Source organism: Delftia sp. GW456-R20, assembly GCF_001622915.1.
Classification (GTDB): domain Bacteria; phylum Pseudomonadota; class Gammaproteobacteria; order Burkholderiales; family Burkholderiaceae_C; genus Comamonas; species Comamonas acidovorans.
Genome location: NZ_LWCN01000004.1, coordinates 332,311 through 352,330 on the forward strand (window position 1 = coordinate 332,311; position 20,020 = coordinate 352,330).

Below are 20,020 nucleotides of genomic sequence, written 5' to 3' on the forward strand. Positions count from 1 at the left end.
CGGGTCCTCAGCTTTCTTCGGTGATTTTTGCAGCGCGCACCACGTCGCCCCACTTCTTGTATTCGGCAACCATGAAGGCCGCGAACTTGTCAACGGAGCCGCCACCGTCCTCCACGCCGTATCCGTCGAAGCGGCTGACCACGTCGGGCATGGCCAGCACGCGGTTGATGTCGGCATTGATGCGCTGGGCCAGTTCCCTGGACATGTCGCGCGGGCCGACGACGCCGTACCAGCTCGATGCGTCAAAGCCCTTGAAGCCCTGCTCGTCCATGGTGGGCATGGCCGGGAATCCCTTGGCACGGTTCACGCGGGTCTGGGCGATGCCCAGCATTTTTCCTGCGCGGACCTGGGCAGTGGCGGCCGTCATGGTGTCGAAGCTGAAGTCGATCTGTCCTCCGATCAGGTCGGTCTGCATGGGGCCGGACCCTTTGTAGGGAACGTGGATGCTCTTGACACCTGCCGCCATGTTGAACATCTCGGCCGCAAGGTGCTGCACCGAACCTGTGCCCGAAGAGCCGAAGCTGACCTTGCCGGGGCTTTTGCGGCACAGTTCCACCACTTCCTGCACCGAGGCATGGCCGTTCCTGCTGCTGGTCACCAGGATGTGGGGCGTTGCGCCGATCAGGGCGATGGGCGCGTAGTCCTTGAGCGGGTCATAGGTGATGGATTTGAAGATCTGCGGCGAGATGGCGTGCGTGTTCACATGGGCCATCAGCAGGTTGATGCCTTCTGTGAAGCGGGTCTTGGCAAAGTACTCGGCCGCCAGCGAGCCCGTGGCGCCGGGCTTGTTCTCCACGATCACGGGCCGGCCCCAGATCTCGGACAGCTTCTGGCCCACGATGCGCGCGAACACGTCGGTGCCGCCGCCCGGCGCCCAGCCCACCAGGATCTTGACTGGCCCCTTGGGCAGGTCGGAGGCCGGGGGCGCGGCCCCTGCCCAGGGTGCGGCCAGCGCGGTGGCGCCGGCCGCGATGAAGTCGCGGCGTTTCATGTCTGTCTCCTGCACATCGTTGTTGTGCAGTCACTGTCGCCGGGCGCCGATATCGCGGCAAGCCTATGTGCCGCATGCCTGGTTTCGCAATCTGCGAAACCAGAAGGGTCAGATCGCGCGTTCGCCCTGCAGCAGGGCGGCGACGACGTTGCGCAGCGCCTGTTCCTGGGCCTGGCCTTCGATGAAGGACAGCACGTAGCTGCGCTCATGCCAGTCGCCTTCCAGGGTGGCCCAACCCAGGTCGGGCTCAGGGTGGAAGCTGCGCAGCACACCGGGTGGCATCAGCCCCACGCCCAATCCTTCGCGCACCAGGGCCAGCATGGTGTCGAAGCCGCTGACGGCGAAATCGTTGCGAAACACCCTGCCCCGGCTGCGGTGGGCGCGTCGCAAAGCGGCCAGGATGGCCGAGCCCCGGCCCAGGCTGACGATGGGGCAGTCCAGCAACTGGTCCAGTACCACCGGCTCGACGGCAAAGCTGAAATGCCTGCGGCTGTAGACCAGTACCAGGCTGTCCTTGCGGTAGTCGGAGCGTGGCAGATCCACGAAGCCGCTGGTCTTCTCGAAGATGCCGATGTCGATGACCTTGTCGCGCAGCAGTTGCTGGACGATGCGGCTGTTCTCCTCCATCACCTGCAGCGTGATGTGGGGATAGCGGCGCTGGGTGACGGCGATGTCGGCGGCCAGGAACTGCAGGATGGCGGATTTGGGGGCGCCGATGATGATGCGGCCGTCGCGCCCGCGGCCCAGGGCCTGGGCGTCGGCCTCCAGCCGCTCCACCAGGTTGCCTATCTGGCGGATATGGGCCAGCAGCTTGAGGCCAGGCTCGGTGGCGCGCACTCCATGGGGCTGCCGCTTGAACAGCCTGGCGCCCAGTTGCTGCTCCAGGTCACTGAGCCGCCGCGAGGCCGCCGCCACCGCCAGTTGCAGCCTGTCGGCCGCGCGCGAAATGCTGCCCTCCTCGGCAATCGCAAGCACAAGCTGCACGGTGGTGGAGTCGATCTTCATCATGGCGGCAAGGCCCTCTTGCGCAGGCGGCGTCTGCTGAGGGCGCGATTGTGCCCCAGTGCAGCAACCGTGCTCAGGCGTGCGCGGGACACTCCAGCACGTCGCTGAGCCTGAAGCTCTCCAGGAACGGCAGGACATGCTCCTCGTTCATCGGGCGGGCGATCAGGAATCCCTGGACGTACGTGCACCCGAGCTGCTGCAGGTGCAGAAACTGCTCCGTGGTTTCCACGCCTTCCGCGACGACTTCAAGGCACAATCTGCGGCTCAGTGCCAGCGTTGCCTCGACAATCGCGGCAGCCCCGGCGTCCTTGTCCATGGCCTGTATGAAGCTGCGATCGATCTTGATCAGGTTGAAGGGAAAGCGGTGCAGGTAGGAAAGACTGGCATGGCCGGAGCCGAAGTCATCGATGGCGAGATTCACGCCCAGTGCCTTCACTTGCCGCATGACGGACAGCACCTGCTCATCATCTTGAAGCAGGGCCGATTCCGTCACCTCGATGTAGCAGCGCTCGGGGTTCAGGCCGGCGCGGTCCAGATGTTCCTTCAATTGCACCGCCATGCCTGGATCGAGAAATTCAAAGGCTGGGCAGTTGATGGACACCGAGATATCGGACGGCCATCCGTTGGCAACCAGCAGCGGGGAGCGCTCCACCATTTGGTCGATGGGAAGCAGCAGGCCGCGCCGCTCTGCCATGGGAATGAAGACGCCTGGCGGGACAGACCCTCTGGCCGGGCTGTTCCAGCGCATCAGCGACTCGAACCCCGATATTTTTCCCGTGGCCACATGGCAGATCGGCTGGTACGCCATGAACAACTGGCTTGTTCCGATGGCGGACCGGAAATCCTGCTCCAGCAGCAGTTGCTCCTGCATGGGGCCATCGGCGGAAGGCTCGAATTTCACGAATCGCCCCCGTCCCTGGGATCGCGCCCGCTCCATTGCCGCGCGCCCGTCGCGCAGCAGCTGATTCCAGTCCTCGGTGTTCTTGCGGACCGCCGTCCCTACGCAGACAGACAGCAAAATGCTGCGCTCACCCAGCATGTAGCGCTTTTCACCCAGTCGGATGGAGAGTGTTTCCGCCATGGAATCGGGGTCCCCTTCATATTGGGCGACACAGAACTCCTCGATGGCAAGGCGGGCGGCGACGTCATTCTTTCCAATACAGGAGCGCAATTGTTTTGCCAGTTGCGAGATCAGCGGGTTGTCCATTCCAGGAACCAGCGTATCTGCCAGCACTTGCAAATGCTCGATACCGATGACATGGATAGCAACAGGACGCCGCTGTGCCTGCGTTCTGTTCAGAAGTTGCTCAAATCCGGTTGAATTGAGCAATTCGGAAGCAGGGTCATGGAAAAGATGGTGCCTCAGCCGTGAATGCACCTGTACCAGATCCATCGCCTCGAAATAGGATCTTCTGCGCTCACGCATCCACAATTGCGCCAGCAATAAAAATGAAGCCAGGCTGATGGCCGCCCATGCCATGATGGTTTTGCCAAACCTCCACCATGGAGCCGCGAGCTTTGCCTTGGCGGCCAGCGTGGCATAGGCGAGATCCATGCCGCCTTGGCTGGATTGGTGCATGGCGACGATCCAGCCGTGTCCAAAGCCATCGTCAGCGTCCAATGTGCCCTCGCCTGCAGCCATCATTTTTGCAAGCTCCGAATCCATCCCGTCCAGAATGTGCGGATGCTCCGGAGGAATTCTGACCAGATCTTTGCCGTTTGGCAGGCTGACCATGACCTGATGGCCATCCAGCAGCAGTGAACCGAATGCCTGGCGAATGGAATCCTCGGCAATGAAGGCCACCACAATGCCAGTCAGCGCCCCACTGGAGTCACGTACCGGACGCCCCAGCACCAGGGACGGTATATCGAAGACCGGCGATTTGCTTGAATCCAGCAAGAAGAAGCCGCCAGGCTTTGTCTGCAGCGCTGCATTCCAGATGGGGCGCTCGGGGTTGTCGGGAGACAGCGGCAGCTTGCTGAAACGTGAGGAAATGGACCATTTCCCATGTCGATCAAGCACGCTCATGCTGATGACCCCGGGCAGCGCCGCCACCTCCTGGATCAAGGCATTGCGGATATCGGTGCTGGCATCAGGGTCTGCCGTGATTTCGCCTTGGCGGCCCGGTGCCAGCAAAAGTTGTTCTGTTCTCTCTACCGCCAAAGAGGTGGCAAGAATGATTTTGTTGGTTTCAGCGGCAGAGGCAGACAGCGCATGCAGGAGATTCGACTTCTCTTCATGCAGCGATGTCTCGTAGCTGGAGATCAGAGAAACGCCCGCAACGCCAATGATCACCAAACATACGATGAAAATACAGGCATACCAGCGCCTGGGTTGCCAGCTAGGAGGTCTTCTCTCTGCATGCATCATTCAACGCTCATCTGGTCAAAATGCCAGCGAACAGGCACCGTTCTCCTGGCAGGCAAGCCTGCCAGGAGAAATGCTTCCCGTTGGCTGTGACGCGCTGGTCTGAATTTCCGTCAGGACGCGGAAAGACTCAGCGGTCTCATGGATGAGGGGATTTTCCTCAAGACTGGGGCCTCCTTTTCCGCGGGGTCCAGCTTGAAAATGGAAACTGCCGAAACCAGGGCCTGCGCCTGCTGGCTGAGACTTCCGGCCGCCGCTGCCGACTCTTCCACCAGAGCGGCATTTTGCTGGGTGACCTGGTCCAGCTGGATGATCGCATCATTGATCTGATCGATACCCTGGCTTTGCTCCCTGGTGGCGCCACTGATCTCTTCGATCATGCTGGATACCTTCTGTACCTGGGTGACGATATCTTCAATGCTGCTGCCCGCAGCCTGGGCAAGCTGGTGGCCATTGCCTACCTTGGAAACACTGTCCTCGATGAGAGACTTGATCTCTTTTGCGGCCTCTGCACTTTTCACTGCAAGGCTGCGAACTTCGGCGGCAACCACCGCAAAACCACGGCCCTGCTCTCCGGCGCGGGCTGCTTCGACAGCAGCATTCAACGCAAGAATATTGGTTTGAAAAGCGATTGAATCAATGACGTTGATGATGTCCTCGATTTTCTTGGAGGACGTGTTTATTTCATTCATCACGTCCACCATCTGCCGGGCCATGCCCCCGCCGTGCGCTGCGGCATCGCGCGCTGACTGGGCGAGCATGGTGGCGGTGATGGCCGCATCGGAATTGCTTTTCACCGTGCTGGCCAGTTCCTCCATGGAGGCGGCAGTCTCTTCAAGATTGCTGGCCTGCTCTTCCGTTCGGCTCGACAGGTTGGCATTGCCTGCATCAATCTGCGTGGCGCCTGTGGCAATGCTGTCGCTGCTGCTGCGCACGGTGCCCACGACGCGTTGCAGCGATACCTGCATTTCCTGCATGGCCGTGATCACACTGCCAGGGCGTGCCCTGGACAGGTCGATCCGGGAGGTCAGGTCCCCTCTTGAGATGTTTTCGGCAATGTGCGCCACATCTGCCGGCTCTCCGCCCAGCTGGCGTGTGATGGAGATTGTGATGATCACGCCAATGGCCACCCCCACAATCACGCCGGAGATGGTCAGGAGGGTGAGCATGAGCCGGATCTTTTCGTAGATCCTGTCGGTCTCGTCGTTGAGCCAGCTGGCATTCTTCTTCTTGATATTGACAACTTCCGTCATCAGGCTGTCGATCTTGTCGGACTCCACCCGGAATCTGTTGATCAGATCAATCGATTCCCTGGATTCCGAAAGATGCTCTGACTTGATTCTTTCAATCGTCTGCAGCAGACCCTTTTCATAGATGACGAGGGTTTCATCAATGGACTTGAGCTTTTCCTTGCCATCGCCCTCGGCAAAAAGCCTCTTGCTGTTGTTCAGTGCCTCTTTCAGCAGTTGCAGCCTTTGCAGCACGGCGTCTGTGTGCCGGTTTCTGCTTTCATCATCGTTTGCAAGCACGGCATTTCTGATGGCCCGGCCCGCCGCGATCAGCTGGACATTGGCCTCGGATATTTGTGACAGGCCCAGCAGTTCCTTCTCGTACATCTGCGTTGCGAGATCATTGATTTCCCCTGCCTTCAGTATTCCATTGATACCGATGAATGCACCAATGCATGAGACCACAAGAAAGCCCATGGTCAGTTTGGTGATCACTTTTGATTTTTTGAAGCTCAACATCTTGATTGCCGAATGAATAATTTTCAACGATGAAATATTTACCCTGACACCAGGATTATTCGGCCGTAGAAAATCGGGAACTTGAAAAAGAATAATCCACATCTTCTAAAAAAGACGTGGATTATTCTCGAAAATGATATATTGATGTTATAATTGCTCGATGCTCGATGCTCGATGCTCGATGCTCGATGCTCGATGCTCGATGCTCGATGCTCGATGCTCGATGCTCGATGCTCGATGCTCGATGCTCGATGCTCGATGCTCGATGCTCGATGCTCGATGCTCGATGCTCGATGCTCGATGCTCGATGCTCGATGCTCGATGCTCGATGCTCGATGCTCGATGCTCGATGCTCGATGCTCGATGCTCGATGCTCGATGCTCGATGCTCGATGCTCGATGCTCGATGCTCGATGCTCGATGCTCGATGCTCGATGCTCGATGCTCGATGCTCGATGCTCGATGCTCGACCAATAAAAATTGGCACTGGCGCCGCGAGGCGCCAGTGCCAATTTTTATTTTCAGGCCCTGCAACGGCAATTGCATTTTTCTTGGTCGGTAAAGAATGATTGCGGCGGAAGCTTCAGGCGGCAATTATTCTTGTGCATATGCGAATGTTTCAAGACAGTCTATTGATATCGTCTTGTCAAAAGGCTGTTTGAAGGATAAGCAATGATTGTAACGTTGTGTTATGAAATCAATCCCTCATTTCCTCGCATCTTGACTTTGCATTTTGCGCAAACATTGTCGCAATACGCATAATTTTCAATGGATTCAAGTTCCCATCCATTGATGGCCCAGACAAACAAAAGCGGCCCCTTGGGGGCCGCTGGTTCCGGGGCAATGGCGACTCAGGCGCTGCGCAGGTTTTTGGCTGCGCCGGCCAGTGCGGTGATCCGCTGCCAGTCACCCTGCTCCAGCGCATCGGCAGGCACCAGCCAGGAGCCACCCACGCAGACCACGTTGGACAGCGCCAGGAATTGCGCCGCATTGTCCGCAGACACGCCGCCCGTGGGGCAGAACCGCGCGTCGCCGAACGGGCCTTGCCAGGCCTTGAGCATGGCCGAGCCGCCCGCCTGTACGGCGGGGAAGAATTTCAGCTCGTTGAAGCCGTCGTCCTGGGCCGCCATGATTTCGCCGCTGGTAGCCACGCCGGGCAGCAGCGGCAGCTGCAGGGCCTGGCAGGCCTGGCCCAGTGCGCTGGTGTAGCCGGGGCTCACGGCAAAGCGCGCACCGGCGCTGGCGGCGGCACGGGCATCGGCGGCGCTGCGCACGGTGCCGGCGCCCACGATGGCCTCGGGCACGGCACGCGCAATGGCTTCGATGCTGGCCAGGCCCTCGGGCGTGCGCAGCGTGACTTCCAGTACGCGGATGCCGCCCGCGACCAGGGCCTGGGCCATGGGCACGGCATGTGCGACGTTGTTCAGGACGATGACCGGGATGACCGGCGCGTCCTGCATGATGGCCAGTGCCGTCAGTCGTTGATCCATGTGCAAGCTCCCTCTTCTGCGCTGAGCGCGTGGCGCCGGAATCCGGCAAACAGTTCGCGGCCAAAACCCCGGCCGTTGGCCTGGCGCAGTGCCTGCGGCATGGTGGCCAGGGGCCGCTGCTGCCATTCGGTGTCGTCGACCAGCACGGCCAGGGTGCCAGCCACGGCGTCCAGGCGTACCAGGTCGCCGTCTTGCAGGCGCGCCAGCGGTCCGCCCACGCAGGCCTCGGGCGAGACATGGATGGCGGCGGGCACCTTGCCCGAGGCGCCGCTCATGCGGCCGTCCGTGACCAGGGCCACCTTGTAGCCCTTGCCCTGCAGCACGGCCAGCGGTGGGGTGAGCTTGTGCAGCTCGGGCATACCGTTGGCGCGCGGACCCTGCCAGCGCACCACGCAGATGACATCGCGGTCCAGCTCGCCGGCCTTGAAGGCCTGCTGCAGTGCATCCTGCGAGTCGAAGACGCGCGCAGGCGCCTCGACCACATGGCGGTCCTCGGGCACGGCGCTGACCTTGATCACGCTGCGCCCCAGGTTGCCGGACAGCAGCTTGAGCCCGCCCGTGGCGCTGAAAGGCGCATCGGCCGGGCGCAGCACGGACAGGTCGCCGGAGACTTCGGCCTCGTGCCAGACGAGATGGCCGTCTTCCACGGCGGGAATGCGCGCAAATTCCTGCAGGCCCTCGGGCCGCACGGTGAGCACATCGCCATGCATGAGGCCGGCCTTCAGCAGCTGGCCGATCACGTAGCCCGGCCCGCCTGCGGCCTGGAACTGGTTCACATCGGCGCTGCCGTTGGGATAGACGCGGGCCAGCAGCGGCACCACGCCCGAGAGTTCCGAAAAATCATTCCAGTCGATGACGATGCCTGCCGCACGCGCCACGGCCACCCAATGGATCAGGTGGTTGGTCGATCCGCCCGTGGCCAGCAGGGCGACCATGGCGTTGACGATGCAGCGCTCGTCCACCACATGGCCAATGGGTGCGAAGCGGCGGTTCTTGGTGATGGCCAGCACGCTGCGCATGGCCTCGCGCGTGAGCAGTTCGCGTTCGCCGTCGGCCGGGTTGATGAAGGCCGTGCCCGGCACGTGCAGGCCCATGGCCTCCAGCAGCATCTGGTTGCTGTTGGCCGTGCCGTAGAAGGTGCAGGTGCCTTCGCCGTGGTAGGCAGCCGTTTCGGCGGCCAGCAGCTCCTTGCGGCCCACCAGGCCCTGCGCGGCCTGCTCGCGCACCTTGGCCTTGTCGCCATTGGACAGGCCCGAGGTCATGGGGCCTGCCGGCACGAACACCGTGGGCAGATGGCCGAAATGCAGGGCCCCGATCAGCAGGCCCGGCACAATCTTGTCGCAAATGCCCAGCATCAGCGCGGCGTCGAACACGTCGTGCGACAGCGCGATGGCCGTGCCCATGGCAATGGCATCCCGGCTGAACAGGCTCAGTTCCATGCCGGGCGCGCCCTGGGTCACGCCGTCGCACATGGCCGGCACGCCGCCGGCGACCTGCGCCGTGGCGCCGAGCTTGCGCGCCTCGTCCTTGAGGATGTCGGGATAGCGTGCCAGCGGCGCATGGGCCGAGAGCACGTCGTTGTATGCGGTGACGATGGCGACGTTGGGCGCCTTCTCTTCCACGATGCGTATGCGGTCGCCGCCTGGAATGCCCGCAAAGGCATGGGCCACATTGGCGCAGCCCATGGACTGGGCGCCGGGCGGGCGCGCGGCCATGGCGTCCACCTGCTCCAGGTAGGCGGCGCGTGATTGGGCACTGCGCTCGCGGATGCGGCGCGTGACCTGCTCGACGATGGGGTGGATGGTGCTCATGCGGGGTTCCTGCGGATGCGCTGGTGCGCGTTTTCTCTCTGTCGCGTTGTCTTTATGGGAAATGTCGGCCGGGGCATCCCTCCCAGGTGCGTCCGGCCCTGTTCCGAAGCTTACTTCACTGCGCGCGCCTGCTTGACGGCGGCCTGCACCTCGTCCCATGTGCCCTGGCCCACGGTCTTGGCAATGCCGGCATTCACCGCCGCGAGCTTGTCGCGCATGCGGCTGGCTTCTGCGGCAGGCAGTTCGTTGACCTGCATGCCCTTGGCCTTGATGTCGGCCAGGGCCTTGGCGGCTTCCTCGCGCGTGTCCTTGCGTTCGAACTCGCGGCTCTTGACGGCGGCATCCTGCAGCACCTTCTTCTCGGCCGGGCTCAGCGTGTCCCACCACTTCTTGCTGACGGTGACGATCCAGGGGCTGTAGACGTGGTTGGACACCGTGAGGTACTTCTGCACTTCATAGAACTTGCTGGACAGCACGGTGTTGAAGGGGTTTTCCTGACCATCGACGGCACGGGTCTCCAGCGCCGTGAACAGCTCGGAGAACGGCAGCGGCACGGCATTGGCGCCCAGGGCCTTGAAACTGTCCAGGAAGACGTTGTTCTGCATCACGCGCAGCTTCACGTCGGCCAGGTCTTCCATCTTGGCGATGGGGCGCTTGTTGTTGGTGAGGTTGCGGAAACCGTTTTCCCAATAGACCAGGCCCACCATGCCCTTGGGCTCCAGCGTGGCCTTGACCTTCTCGCCCACGGGGCCGTCCAGCACGGCGTCGGCTTCCTTGACATTGCTGAACAGGAAGGGCGTGTCCCAGACGGCCATCTCGGGCGACAGGCCCACCAGGGTGGCGGTGGAGCCGACCATCATCTCCTGGGCGCCGCCGATCAGCGCCTGCTGCATCTGCGTGTCCGAGCCCAGCGAGGCATTGCCGATGGCACGCACCTTCATCTTGCCGCCCGTGGCCTTCTCGACCTCCTTGGCAAAGAAGCGCGCCGCGCGGCCCTGGTTGGACTCATCGACCAGGCCATAGCCGAAGCGCACGATGCGCGGCTTGAAGTCCTGGGCCATGGCCTGGCCCGTGGCGGCCAGCGTGGTGACGGCGGCCATCAGGCCGGCGAGTGCAAAGGGAATACGCATGTTCATCTCCTTGGGTTGTAGTGAGGGATCAATGCATCCAGCGCAGAGGGGCCAGGATGATTTGCGGAAAAATCACGAAAAGCACGGCAAGCAGCACATAGACCATCAGGAACGGGTTCGTGCCCTTGATCACGGTCTCCATGCGCAGCCGGCCCACGCCGGCGACCACGTTCTGCACCGTTCCCACGGGCGGCGTGATCAGGCCGATGCAGCCCACATAGATGAACATGAAGCCGAAGTAGATGGGATCGATGCCGGCCTTGACGGCCAGCGGCGCGCACACGGGGCCGAAGATCAGGATGGTTGGCGTCAGGTCCATGGCCGTGCCCACCACGAGCAGGAACAGCATCATCGTGGCCATGAACAGCACGGGACTGCCCAGCAGGCCCGAGAAGCTGTCGGCCAGCATGTTGGGCAGGTCCGCCAGGGTGATCATGTAGGCCGTCACAGTGGCGGCGCCGCACAGGAACATGACCACGGCCGTGGTCTTGGCGGCGGCCAGGAACACGGCGTAGAGCCGGGCCCAGGTCATCTCGCGGTAGATCACCATGGACACGAACAGCGCGTAGACGGCTGCGACCACGGCCGCCTCGGTGGGCGTGAACACGCCGCCCTTGAGGCCGCCCAGGATGATGACCGGCATCATCATGGCCCAGAAGCTCTTGGCCAGTGCCTTCAGACGCGGGCCCCAGGCCATGCGCTCGCCGCGCGACAGGTCGTATTTGCGGGCGATGGACCACCAGGCAAAGATCAGGAACACGCCCATGATCAGGCCCGGCACCACGCCCGACAGGAACAGCTTGCTGATCGAGGTGTTGGTCGTCACGCCGTAGATCACGAAGGGCATGGACGGCGGAATGATGGGCGCAATGATGCCGCCCGAGGCCAGCAGGCCCGCGCTGTAGCTGTCGGGATACTTCTGGTCGCGCATCATGGGCAGCAGGATGGTGGCCAGGGCGGCGGTATCGGCAATGGCCGAGCCGCTCATGGACGCCAGCAGCACCGCCGCGCCAATGGCCACATAGCCCAGGCCGCCACGGATATGGCCCACATAGGCACGTGCCAGGTCGATGATGCGGCGCGACAGGCCGCCTGCATTCATCAGCTCGCCGGCCAGGATGAAGAAGGGCACGGCCAGCAGTGGGAAGTTGTCGAAGCCGGCCTGCAGGTTCTGCGCAAGCAGCTGCGAGTCGAAGAAGTCCAGGTGCCACATCAGCGCCACGCCGGTCAACACCAGCGCCTGGGCGATGGGCATGCCGATCACCATGCCGCCAATCAGCACGGCCAGAAAGATCAGGGTCACAACCATGGTGCGTACTCCTTACTCGACCGTCGTTTCGGCATGGTTTTCTGCCGGCGCGCCACGGCGCAGGTCGCGCAACGTCACCACCAGCAGGCCCACGGCCAGCACCAGGGTGGCCGCGGCGCCCAGGGCCAGCGGGTAGCCCAGTACTGTGCTGTAGCTGTTCAGCCCGGCCTCCACCTGGGCCCAGGAGCCCCACAGCAGCAGGCCCATGCAGACCAGGACGAGTGCCTGCGACACCCAGAACAGCGCCTTGCGCGCGCCAGGCCCCACGCGGGATGTCACGAGGTCGAAGCCCAGGTGGCTGCCCTCGAAAGCGGCCACGATGGCGCCAATGGCCACCAGCCAGACGAAGAGCAGGCGCGAGATTTCCTCATAGGAAACGATGCTGGTGTGGAACACATAGCGCAGCACCACGTTGACGAACACGGCAATGACCATGCCGGCCAGGGCCAGCACCATCAGCACCTCGGCAAAGTGCTGCAGGCGCGGCTTGGGCCGGACTGCGGGGGAATCGGATTGCATGGGGCTTGTCTCCTGGCGTTATGGGTTTTGGGAGAAGGTGTCGGCCTGCGCCGCGGGCAGCACCTGCCAGCTTTGGGCGCGGTGCACGATGTCGGTCAGCGGCAGCGTGGCGTCCACGGACAGCACGGCGCATTCGCCATCAGGGCGTTCCAGCGTGGCGAACTGGTTGGCCACCAGCTCGGGCGAGAAGAAGTGGCCGGCGCGCTCCTGCACGCGCTGCAGCGCCGTGTCGTAGTTCAGGTCCAGGAACACGAAGCCCACGGCACCGGCCGGGCCGGCGGCACGCAGCCGGTCGCGGTACTTGCGCTTGAGGGCCGAGCAGGTCAGCACCACGCCCTGCCCCGGCATGGCCTGGGCCAGCAGCTGGGCCAGCCGGTCCAGCCAGCCGCTGCGGTCGTCATCGGTCAGGGGGATGCCGGCCTGCATCTTGCGGATGCTTTCCTCGGCATGGTGGGCATCGCCCTCGTGCAGGGCCCAGCCCAAGGCATCGGCCAGGGCCTGCCCCACGCTGGACTTGCCGCAGCCGGAAACGCCCATGACGACCAGCGCCCGTGGGCGGGTGTCTGCGGGGGCGGCCTCGGTGGTTGTTGGGATAGCGCTATCCATGTTCTTGCAAAAATTGGCAGACCAGGGTCTGCCTTGGATTTCGTTGTGCTTCAGAGGCCTTCGTCCGGGTTTACACGCAGGAGCAAGGGCCTTCGAATGATTGGGATAGCGCTATCATAATCTTCAACCCTCCCGCCCCCGACCTAGGACATTCCCTTGGCCCGTCAGATTCCGCCTGCCTCCCCAGAATCGCCCTCCGCCGATGTTTCCGGCCCGGCCCTGCCCGCCACGGGCCGCGTCCGCTCCTCGCGGGCCAGCGGGCGCATCACGCTCAGCGATGTGGCACAGGCCGCTGGCGTCAGCCCCATGACGGTCTCGCGCGCCCTGCGCGGCGAGCGCCGCGTGGACCCGGCCCTGGTCGAGAAAATCCGCACGGCCGCCGCACAGATGGGCTACGTGCCCGACCCCGCCGCTCGCGCCCTGGCCTCGCAGAAAAGCGCCCAGGTGCTGGTGCTGGTGCCCATGCTGTCCAACACCCTGTTCGTGGACCTGATCGAGGCGGTTCACAAGGTGCTGTTCTGCGCGGGCTACCACGCGCTGATCGGCGTGACCCACTACGACCGGGCCGAAGAAGAGCAGCTGCTGCGCACCTATCTGCCCATGCGCCCGGCCGGCCTGCTGCTCACGGGTTTTGACCGCAGCCCCGCTGCGCGTGAACTGGTACAGGCCAGCAAGGTCCCCTGCGTGCACCTGATGGAACTGGGCGGCGAGCCTGGTGCGCCCAGCGTGGGCTTTTCGCAGGCCGAGGCCGGAGCTGCCATCACGCGGCACTTGATGGAGCGCGGACACAGGCGCATTGCCTTTTGCGCAGGCCAGCTCGATGCCCGCGTGATGCAGCGCGCCGCGGGCTACCGCCATGCCCTGCAGGCGGCAGGCCTGCATGACCCCGCCCTGGAACTGCTCTGGCCCCGCCCCACGTCGATGGCGCTGGGCGCCGAGCTGCTGGACGCGGCCCTGCGCCTGGACCCTGCCGTCGATGCCCTGTTCTTCTGCAACGACGACATCGCCCAGGGTGCGCTGCTGGAGGCTCTGCGCCGGGGGATACGCGTGCCCGAGCAGATCGCCATCGCAGGCTTCAACGACCTGCCCGGCAGCGACCAGATGGTGCCGCCGCTGACCACCATCCGCACGCCGCGCGGCCATATCGGCACCGAAGGTGCACGCATGCTGCTGCAGCTGATGCGTGGCGAGGCCGTGGAGCCGCCCAGCGTGGATCTGGGCTACGAACTGGTGGTGCGGCAGAGCAGTTGAAGCGAAGAGGGCTTTGGGCGCCCTCCTCCGTAGCCATCAGCCCGGCAGCAGGCGGCGCAGGGTCTCGGCCAGATCCTCTGCCGCGAACTTGGCCACGTAGCCGTCCGCGCCAACGCTGCGCACATGGTCTTCGTTGGCCGATCCGGACAGCGAGGAATGGATGAGCACTGGAATGGAATGGAAGCGCGCGTCCTGCTTGATGTGGCGGGTGAGCGTGAAGCCGTCCATCTCGGGCATCTCCAGGTCGGTCAGCACCAGGGCGACCTTGTCGGCCACCGTCAGGCCCTCTGCCTGGGCGCTGTCGGCGATGGCGTTGAGGCGGTCCCAGGCCTCCTTGCCGGACTTGAGCATTTCATACGGTGCCTGCAGGACCTTGAGCTCCTTCTCGATCAGCGAGCGCGCCACGAAGGAATCGTCGGCGGCCAGCACGATGGCGCCGGGCTTGAGCTTGAGCCTGGCGCCCACTTTTTCCGGCGTGATTTCCTGGGCGTCGGTGGGAGACACCAATTGCAGGATGGCCTCCACATCCAGCACCTGGGCGAGGCGCGAGTTGTCGGTGTCGCCATCCAGGCGGGCGATGCTGGTGACCAGCTTGCCGCCGGTGCCGCTGGCCTCGGCCGACAGCACCTGCTTCCAATCCAGGCGCACGATGTCCTCGACGGACTCCACCGCGAATGCCTGGGTGGTGCGCGCATATTCGGTGACCAGCATGATGTTCAGGCCGGTCTGGGGCTTGCAGCCCATGATGGCGGGAAGATTCAGCACCGGGATCACCTGCCCGCGCAGGTTTGCCACACCCAGCGAATGGGCCGTGCCCCCCGCGATGGGCGTGATGTGCGGCATGGCCACGATTTCGCGGACCTTGAACACATTGATCCCGAACAGCTCGGACTGGCCCAGGCCGGAGTCGCTGCCCAGCCGGAACAACAGCAGCTCGAACTTGTTGTTGCTGGTGAGGTTGGTGCGCTCGTCGATCTCTCTTTGAGCTGCCTTGGAATTGAGGTTCATGCCGGTCCTGGAGAGTGACACATCTTTTTACAAATTCTAAAGCGAGCGCCTCGGATTTAGCAAAAATTTATTGCGCAACGCAGCTTGCCTGTGGCGCCAACAACGCAGCAGCGCTGGGTCAAGGTATGGTCAGGCCGTGCGACAGCGCCGTCGGGTTCAAGGCCGGATCTGAACAGACAGGTCCATATCCGGTCAATATAGGAAGATGGATCTTTCCGCCAGCACCATGAGGAGCGCGCCATGCCATCCGTTACCGCCCAACTTTTCGCCACTGATGGCGTTCAAGCCGTAAAGCTGCCTGCCGAGTTTCGCTTCGAAGATCGAGCCGAGGTGTATATCCGCCGCGATGAAAACACCGGAGACGTCATTCTTTCGACCATTCCTCGCGCGGACTGGAGTGAATTCATGCGGCTGCGCCACCAGCTGGGGCATGCGGCCGAGTCGGCCATCCCCGTGCGCCAACAGGGCAGCGAGCAACGCGATCCCTTCCAAGGTTGGGAGGAATGATGCTGTACATGCTGGACACCAATGCCGCCAGCGAAGCCATCCGGGGCAATCCCTTGTTTGATGCGCGCTTGCAAACCCTCGCACCAGGGCAGTGGTGCGTAAGTGCAGTGACCTGTTCCGAGCTGCGCTATGGAATTGCCCGGCGGCCCGAGGCGGTACGGCTGGCACGGATCGTGGAAGCGTTCCTGCACATCACCGCCATCCTGCCCTGGGACGCCAGGGCGGCCAACCAGCATGGTCAGCTGCGTGCTTATCTGCGTGCCCAGGGCTCGCCGATTGGAGACTTCGACGAAATGATCGCCGCACATGCGCTGGCCCTGGACGCGATCCTGGTCACAGACAATGTGCGGCATTTCGAACGCATTCCCGGGCTCAGGATCGAAAACTGGCTGCGCCAGGGGCATTGATCCCGGCGCCGGGAAAGAGGTCACGCGCAGGAATCACTCGAATTCCAGGATCACATCGTCCACGGCCAGCGAATCGCCCTTGCTGGCGCTGATCTTGCCGACCACGCCGTCCTGCGAGGCGAACAGGATGTTCTCCATCTTCATGGCCTCGATCACCGCCAGCTTCTCGCCGGCCTGCACCTTCTGGCCCGGCTGCACGGCCACATCCACCAGCAGGCCCGGCATGGGCGACAGCAGGAACCTGGACAGGTCCGGCGGCGCCTTGTAGGGCATGAGGCGGTGCAGTTCGCCGCCGCGCGGCGAGAGCACCAGGGCGTCGATCTGCGTGCCGTTGTGGATGACGCGCAGGGCCAGCGGGTTTCGGGCCGTGCCGCGCTCGACCTGGGCCGTGAAGGGCTTGCCGTTGCAGCTGCCCTGCACGCACATGGCACGCATGGGGGTTTCGCTGCGGAAGGTGTAGGGCTTGCCATCCACCGTGACCGTGCTGGCGCGGCTTTCGGCGTCGAAGTCCGAGACCTGCACGGCGCGGTACTGGTGCTGGCCTTCGGCGCCCAGCACGACCACGCAGTAGTCGGCCGAGACCTTGAGCTCGTGCCCCCGCATCTGGCCGCTGATGGTGGCGGCGCGCGCGCGGTAGCGGCGGTTCATGTGGCCGGCCAGGGCGACCAGGAAGTCCGGGTCGCCGTGGGGCACGTCCTCGGCGTGGAAGCCGTGGGAGTAGTGCTCGGCGATGAAGCCGGTGTTGAAGTCGCCGCTCTTGAACTTGGGATGGGCCAGCAGCGCGGCCTGGAACGGGATGTTGGAGCTGATGCCCCGGATCACGAAGGCATTGAGCGCCTCGCGCATCTTGGCGATGGCGTCGTTGCGGTCGCTGCCGTGCACGATGAGCTTGGCGATCATCGAGTCGTAGAACATCGGAATTTCGCCGCCCTCATAGACGCCCGTATCCACGCGCACGCCGTGCAGGTGGCCGGTGTCGGCCTGCCACATGGTCTGCTCGGGCGGCGCAAAGCGCACCAGGCGGCCCGTGGAGGGCAGGAAGTTGCGGAACGGGTCCTCGGCGTTGATGCGGCACTCGATGGCCCAGCCATTGCGCTTGACGTCTTCCTGCGCGATGGCCAGCTTCTCGCCAGCGGCCACGCGGATCATCTGCTCGACCAGGTCCAGGCCGGTGATGCACTCGGTCACCGGATGCTCCACCTGCAGGCGGGTGTTCATTTCCAGGAAGTAGAAATCCTGGTCCTTGCCGACCACGAATTCCACCGTGCCCGCGCTCTGGTAGCCCACGGCCTTGGCCAGGGCCACGGCCTGCTCGCCCATGGCGCGGCGCGTGGCGTCGCTGATGAAGGGGGACGGCGCCTCTTCGATCACCTTCTGGTGCCGGCGCTGGATGGAGCATTCGCGCTCGTTCAGGTAGATCACGTTGCCGTGGCCGTCGCCCAGCACCTGGATCTCGATGTGGCGCGGCTCCTGCACGAACTTCTCGATGAAGATGCGGTCGTCGCCAAAGCTGTTGCGTGCCTCGTTCTGGCAGCTGGCAAAGCCCTCGAAGGCTTCCTTGTCGTTGTAGGCCACGCGCAGGCCCTTGCCGCCGCCGCCGGCGCTGGCCTTGATCATCACGGGGTAGCCGATGCCCTTGGCGATTTCCACGGCGGCCTCGGGGCCGGCAATGGGGTCGTTGTAGCCGGGGATGGTGCTCACGCCGGCCTTGTCGGCCAGCTTCTTGGAGGCGATCTTGTCGCCCATGGCCGCAATGGCCGCGTGCTTGGGGCCGATGAAGGTGATGCCCTCTTCCTCCACGCGCCGGGCGAAGGCCTCGTTCTCGGACAGGAAGCCGTAGCCCGGGTGCACGGCCTGGGCACCGGTCTGCTTGCACGCGGCAATGATGCGGTCGGCCTGCAGGTAGGACTCGCGGCTGGGCGCGGCGCCGATGTGCACGGCCTCGTCGGCCAGCTTGACGTGGCGTGCCTCGCGGTCCGCATCGGAGTACACGGCCACGGTCTGTATGCCCATCTTGCGGGCGGTGGCGATGACGCGGCAGGCAATCTCGCCGCGGTTGGCAATCAGGATCTTCTTGAACATCTTCTTAGCCCATTCTTGGAACTAAATCATGGGAACCGGAGCTGTCGTCAGCTTCGCTGTCCCTGTTTTGCGCTTCGCCAGCACTGTCAGTAACCGGCGCGACCAAAGCGAGGGACACCGAGGAAGGGCCGCCCCGCACCGAGGGTGTCGTCTCCCTCCCTCGCGAAGCGAGTTAGAGAGGGGGAAGCGGCGTAGCCGCTCAGGGGGTGCTTCACAAGGGGATGTTTCCATGCTTGCGCCACGGATTTTCCAGCTGCTTGTTCTTGAGCATCTGCAGCGAGCGGCAGATGCGCTTGCGCGTCTCGTGCGGCTGGATCACGTCGTCGATGAAGCCGCGCGCTCCTGCCACGAAGGGGTTGGCGAAACGGGCCTTGTACTCGGCCTCGCGCGCGGCCAGCTTGGCAGGGTCGTTCTTGTCCTCGCGGAAGATGATCTCCACGGCGCCCTTGGCGCCCATCACGGCGATCTCGGCATGGGGCCAGGCCAGGTTGACGTCACCGCGCAGGTGCTTGGAGGCCATCACGTCATAGGCGCCGCCGTAGGCCTTGCGCGTGATGACGGTGATTTTCGGCACCGTGGCCTCGGCATAGGCGTACAGCAGCTTGGCGCCGTGCTTGATGATGCCGCCGTACTCCTGGCTGGTGCCGGGCATGAAGCCGGGCACGTCCACGAAGGTGACCACGGGGATGTTGAAGGCATCGCAGAAACGCACGAAGCGCGCGGCCTTGATGGAGCTCTTGATGTCCAGGCAGCCGGCCAGCACCAGGGGCTGGTTGGCGACGATGCCCACGGTCTGGCCGTCCATGCGCGCAAAGCCGGTGATGATGTTCCTGGCGTAGTCGGGCTGCAGCTCGAAGAAGTCGCCGTCGTCCACGGTCTTGAGGATCAGCTCCTTCATGTCGTAGGGCTTGTTGGCGTTGTCGGGCACCAGGGTGTCCAGCGACTTGTCGGCGCGGTCCACGGGGTCCGAGGTGTAGCGCACGGGCGCCTTCTCGCGGTTGTTCAGCGGCAGGTAGTTGTAGAGGCGGCGCAGCATCATCAGCGCCTCCACGTCGTTGTCGAAGGCCATGTCGGCCACGCCGCTGCGCGTGGTGTGGGTGATGGCGCCGCCCAGCTCCTCGGCCGTGACCTCCTCGTGCGTCACGGTCTTCACGACTTCGGGGCCGGTGACGAACATGTAGCTGCTGTCCTTGACCATGAAGATGAAGTCCGTCATGGCCGGCGAATACACGGCGCCGCCCGCGCAGGGGCCCATGATCATGGAGATCTGCGGCACCACGCCGCTGGCCAGCACGTTCTTCTGGAACACGTCGGCATAGCCGCCCAGGGAGGCCACGCCTTCCTGGATACGGGCGCCGCCCGAGTCGTTGAGGCCGATCACGGGGGCGCCGACCTTCATGGCCTGGTCCATGATCTTGCAGATCTTCTCGGCATGGGTCTCGGACAGCGCGCCGCCGAAGACGGTGAAGTCCTGGCTGAAGACGAAGACCAGGCGGCCGTTGATCATGCCGTAGCCGGTGACCACGCCGTCGCCGGGGATCTTGCTGTTTTCCATGCCGAAGTCGGTGCAGCGGTGCTCGACGAACATGTCCCATTCCTCGAAGGTGCCGTCGTCCAGCAGCAGCTCGATGCGCTCTCGCGCCGTGAGCTTGCCCTTCTTGTGCTGTGCGTCTATGCGCTTTTGGCCGCCACCCAGGCGGGCCTGTTCGCGCTTTGTCTCCAGTTGATCCAGGATGTCTTGCATGCTGCGATTCCTCTAACGTCTAACGATACGGGTTGCTGGTGTTGT

Annotated in this window: 17 protein-coding genes; 3 read left to right on the plus strand and 14 right to left on the minus strand. The window is 63.6% G+C overall.

What is annotated here, in order from left to right; genetic code table 11:
• Positions 1 to 7 precede the first annotated feature (7 nt).
• The 11 genes from A4F85_RS07125 to A4F85_RS07170 form a co-directional block, all read right to left on the minus strand.
• Positions 8 to 991, minus strand: coding sequence for a Bug family tripartite tricarboxylate transporter substrate binding protein (locus tag A4F85_RS07125; protein ID WP_063326155.1), 984 nt, complete (start codon positions 989 to 991; stop codon positions 8 to 10).
• A gap of 108 nt (positions 992 to 1,099) precedes the next feature.
• Complete coding sequence (locus A4F85_RS07130) at positions 1,100 to 1,999, minus strand: LysR family transcriptional regulator (protein ID WP_034393537.1); 900 nt, start codon at positions 1,997 to 1,999, stop codon at positions 1,100 to 1,102.
• A gap of 70 nt (positions 2,000 to 2,069) precedes the next feature.
• Positions 2,070 to 4,367 (minus strand): bifunctional diguanylate cyclase/phosphodiesterase, encoded by a 2,298-nt coding sequence (locus tag A4F85_RS07135; RefSeq protein WP_063326156.1) that lies wholly within the window; start codon positions 4,365 to 4,367, stop codon positions 2,070 to 2,072.
• Between the two features lie 110 nt (positions 4,368 to 4,477).
• Complete coding sequence (locus tag A4F85_RS07140) at positions 4,478 to 6,112, minus strand: methyl-accepting chemotaxis protein (RefSeq protein WP_013802431.1); 1,635 nt, start codon at positions 6,110 to 6,112, stop codon at positions 4,478 to 4,480.
• Between the two features lie 147 nt (positions 6,113 to 6,259).
• Positions 6,260 to 6,598 (minus strand): hypothetical protein, encoded by a 339-nt coding sequence (locus tag A4F85_RS29430; protein WP_231890483.1) that lies wholly within the window; start codon positions 6,596 to 6,598, stop codon positions 6,260 to 6,262.
• Between the two features lie 364 nt (positions 6,599 to 6,962).
• Positions 6,963 to 7,601: a bifunctional 4-hydroxy-2-oxoglutarate aldolase/2-dehydro-3-deoxy-phosphogluconate aldolase gene (eda, locus tag A4F85_RS07145; RefSeq protein WP_063326157.1), complete on the minus strand. Its 639-nt coding sequence runs from the start codon at positions 7,599 to 7,601 to the stop codon at positions 6,963 to 6,965.
• The gene (gene edd / locus A4F85_RS07150; RefSeq protein WP_063326158.1) at positions 7,586 to 9,412 is read right to left on the minus strand and encodes a phosphogluconate dehydratase; all 1,827 of its coding nucleotides are present in this window, start codon (positions 9,410 to 9,412) and stop codon (positions 7,586 to 7,588) included. Before edd ends, eda begins: the two co-directional genes overlap by 16 nt.
• A 110-nt stretch (positions 9,413 to 9,522) precedes the next feature.
• The gene (locus A4F85_RS07155) at positions 9,523 to 10,542 is read right to left on the minus strand and encodes a TRAP transporter substrate-binding protein (RefSeq protein ID WP_012205590.1); all 1,020 of its coding nucleotides are present in this window, start codon (positions 10,540 to 10,542) and stop codon (positions 9,523 to 9,525) included.
• A gap of 28 nt (positions 10,543 to 10,570) precedes the next feature.
• On the minus strand, positions 10,571 to 11,851 hold the full coding sequence (locus A4F85_RS07160; RefSeq protein ID WP_063326159.1) for a TRAP transporter large permease: 1,281 nt from the start codon (positions 11,849 to 11,851) through the stop codon (positions 10,571 to 10,573).
• 12 nt (positions 11,852 to 11,863) lie between these two features.
• Entirely contained in the window at positions 11,864 to 12,370 is a 507-nt protein-coding gene (locus A4F85_RS07165) for a TRAP transporter small permease (RefSeq protein WP_063326160.1), read from the minus strand.
• Positions 12,371 to 12,388: 18 nt separating this feature from the next.
• Positions 12,389 to 12,976: a gluconokinase gene (locus A4F85_RS07170; protein ID WP_231890484.1), complete on the minus strand. Its 588-nt coding sequence runs from the start codon at positions 12,974 to 12,976 to the stop codon at positions 12,389 to 12,391.
• 156 nt (positions 12,977 to 13,132) lie between these two features.
• Here A4F85_RS07170 and A4F85_RS07175 point away from each other — a divergent pair, with 156 nt between their 5' ends.
• A complete protein-coding gene (locus tag A4F85_RS07175) occupies positions 13,133 to 14,227 on the plus strand; it encodes a LacI family DNA-binding transcriptional regulator (RefSeq protein WP_063326162.1) in 1,095 nt (364 codons plus the stop codon).
• Positions 14,228 to 14,263: 36 nt separating this feature from the next.
• Here A4F85_RS07175 and A4F85_RS07180 read toward each other — a convergent pair whose 3' ends face one another.
• Positions 14,264 to 15,235, minus strand: coding sequence for a chemotaxis protein (locus A4F85_RS07180; RefSeq protein ID WP_012205585.1), 972 nt, complete (start codon positions 15,233 to 15,235; stop codon positions 14,264 to 14,266).
• 240 nt (positions 15,236 to 15,475) lie between these two features.
• On the opposite strand from A4F85_RS07180, the gene A4F85_RS29435 reads away from it, so the two are divergent.
• Both A4F85_RS29435 and A4F85_RS07190 read left to right on the plus strand, forming a co-directional pair.
• On the plus strand, positions 15,476 to 15,742 hold the full coding sequence (locus A4F85_RS29435; protein ID WP_082848153.1) for an antitoxin: 267 nt from the start codon (positions 15,476 to 15,478) through the stop codon (positions 15,740 to 15,742).
• A gap of 8 nt (positions 15,743 to 15,750) precedes the next feature.
• Positions 15,751 to 16,149, plus strand: coding sequence for a type II toxin-antitoxin system VapC family toxin (locus A4F85_RS07190; protein ID WP_231890485.1), 399 nt, complete (start codon positions 15,751 to 15,753; stop codon positions 16,147 to 16,149).
• Positions 16,150 to 16,182: 33 nt separating this feature from the next.
• On the opposite strand, the gene accC is transcribed toward A4F85_RS07190, so the two are convergent.
• Together accC and A4F85_RS07200 are read right to left on the minus strand one after the other, a co-directional pair.
• On the minus strand, positions 16,183 to 18,231 hold the full coding sequence (accC, locus tag A4F85_RS07195; RefSeq protein ID WP_063326165.1) for an acetyl-CoA carboxylase biotin carboxylase subunit: 2,049 nt from the start codon (positions 18,229 to 18,231) through the stop codon (positions 16,183 to 16,185).
• A 211-nt stretch (positions 18,232 to 18,442) separates the two neighbouring features.
• Positions 18,443 to 19,975 carry an acyl-CoA carboxylase subunit beta gene (locus tag A4F85_RS07200; RefSeq protein WP_012205581.1) on the minus strand — a complete coding sequence of 511 codons (1,533 nt, stop codon included), beginning with the start codon at positions 19,973 to 19,975 and terminating at the stop codon, positions 18,443 to 18,445.
• Positions 19,976 to 20,020: the final 45 nt, after the last annotated feature.

What these genes read in the sequence shown, in the direction of transcription:
- A4F85_RS07125 (WP_063326155.1), bottom strand. Translation starts at nt 991, where the DNA reads ATGAAACGCCGCGACTTCATCGCGGCCGGCGCCACCGCGCTGGCCGCA.
- A4F85_RS07130 (WP_034393537.1), bottom strand. Translation starts at nt 1,999, where the DNA reads ATGATGAAGATCGACTCCACCACCGTGCAGCTTGTGCTTGCGATTGCC.
- A4F85_RS07135 (WP_063326156.1), bottom strand. Translation starts at nt 4,367, where the DNA reads ATGATGCATGCAGAGAGAAGACCTCCTAGCTGGCAACCCAGGCGCTGG.
- A4F85_RS07140 (WP_013802431.1), bottom strand. Translation starts at nt 6,112, where the DNA reads ATGTTGAGCTTCAAAAAATCAAAAGTGATCACCAAACTGACCATGGGC.
- eda (WP_063326157.1), bottom strand. Translation starts at nt 7,601, where the DNA reads ATGGATCAACGACTGACGGCACTGGCCATCATGCAGGACGCGCCGGTC.
- edd (WP_063326158.1), bottom strand. Translation starts at nt 9,412, where the DNA reads ATGAGCACCATCCACCCCATCGTCGAGCAGGTCACGCGCCGCATCCGC.
- A4F85_RS07155 (WP_012205590.1), bottom strand. Translation starts at nt 10,542, where the DNA reads ATGCGTATTCCCTTTGCACTCGCCGGCCTGATGGCCGCCGTCACCACG.
- A4F85_RS07160 (WP_063326159.1), bottom strand. Translation starts at nt 11,851, where the DNA reads ATGGTTGTGACCCTGATCTTTCTGGCCGTGCTGATTGGCGGCATGGTG.
- A4F85_RS07165 (WP_063326160.1), bottom strand. Translation starts at nt 12,370, where the DNA reads ATGCAATCCGATTCCCCCGCAGTCCGGCCCAAGCCGCGCCTGCAGCAC.
- A4F85_RS07170 (WP_231890484.1), bottom strand. Translation starts at nt 12,976, where the DNA reads ATGGATAGCGCTATCCCAACAACCACCGAGGCCGCCCCCGCAGACACC.
- A4F85_RS07180 (WP_012205585.1), bottom strand. Translation starts at nt 15,235, where the DNA reads ATGAACCTCAATTCCAAGGCAGCTCAAAGAGAGATCGACGAGCGCACC.
- A4F85_RS29435 (WP_082848153.1), top strand. Translation starts at nt 15,476, where the DNA reads ATGCCATCCGTTACCGCCCAACTTTTCGCCACTGATGGCGTTCAAGCC.
- A4F85_RS07190 (WP_231890485.1), top strand. Translation starts at nt 15,751, where the DNA reads ATGCTGGACACCAATGCCGCCAGCGAAGCCATCCGGGGCAATCCCTTG.
- accC (WP_063326165.1), bottom strand. Translation starts at nt 18,231, where the DNA reads ATGTTCAAGAAGATCCTGATTGCCAACCGCGGCGAGATTGCCTGCCGC.
- A4F85_RS07200 (WP_012205581.1), bottom strand. Translation starts at nt 19,975, where the DNA reads ATGCAAGACATCCTGGATCAACTGGAGACAAAGCGCGAACAGGCCCGC.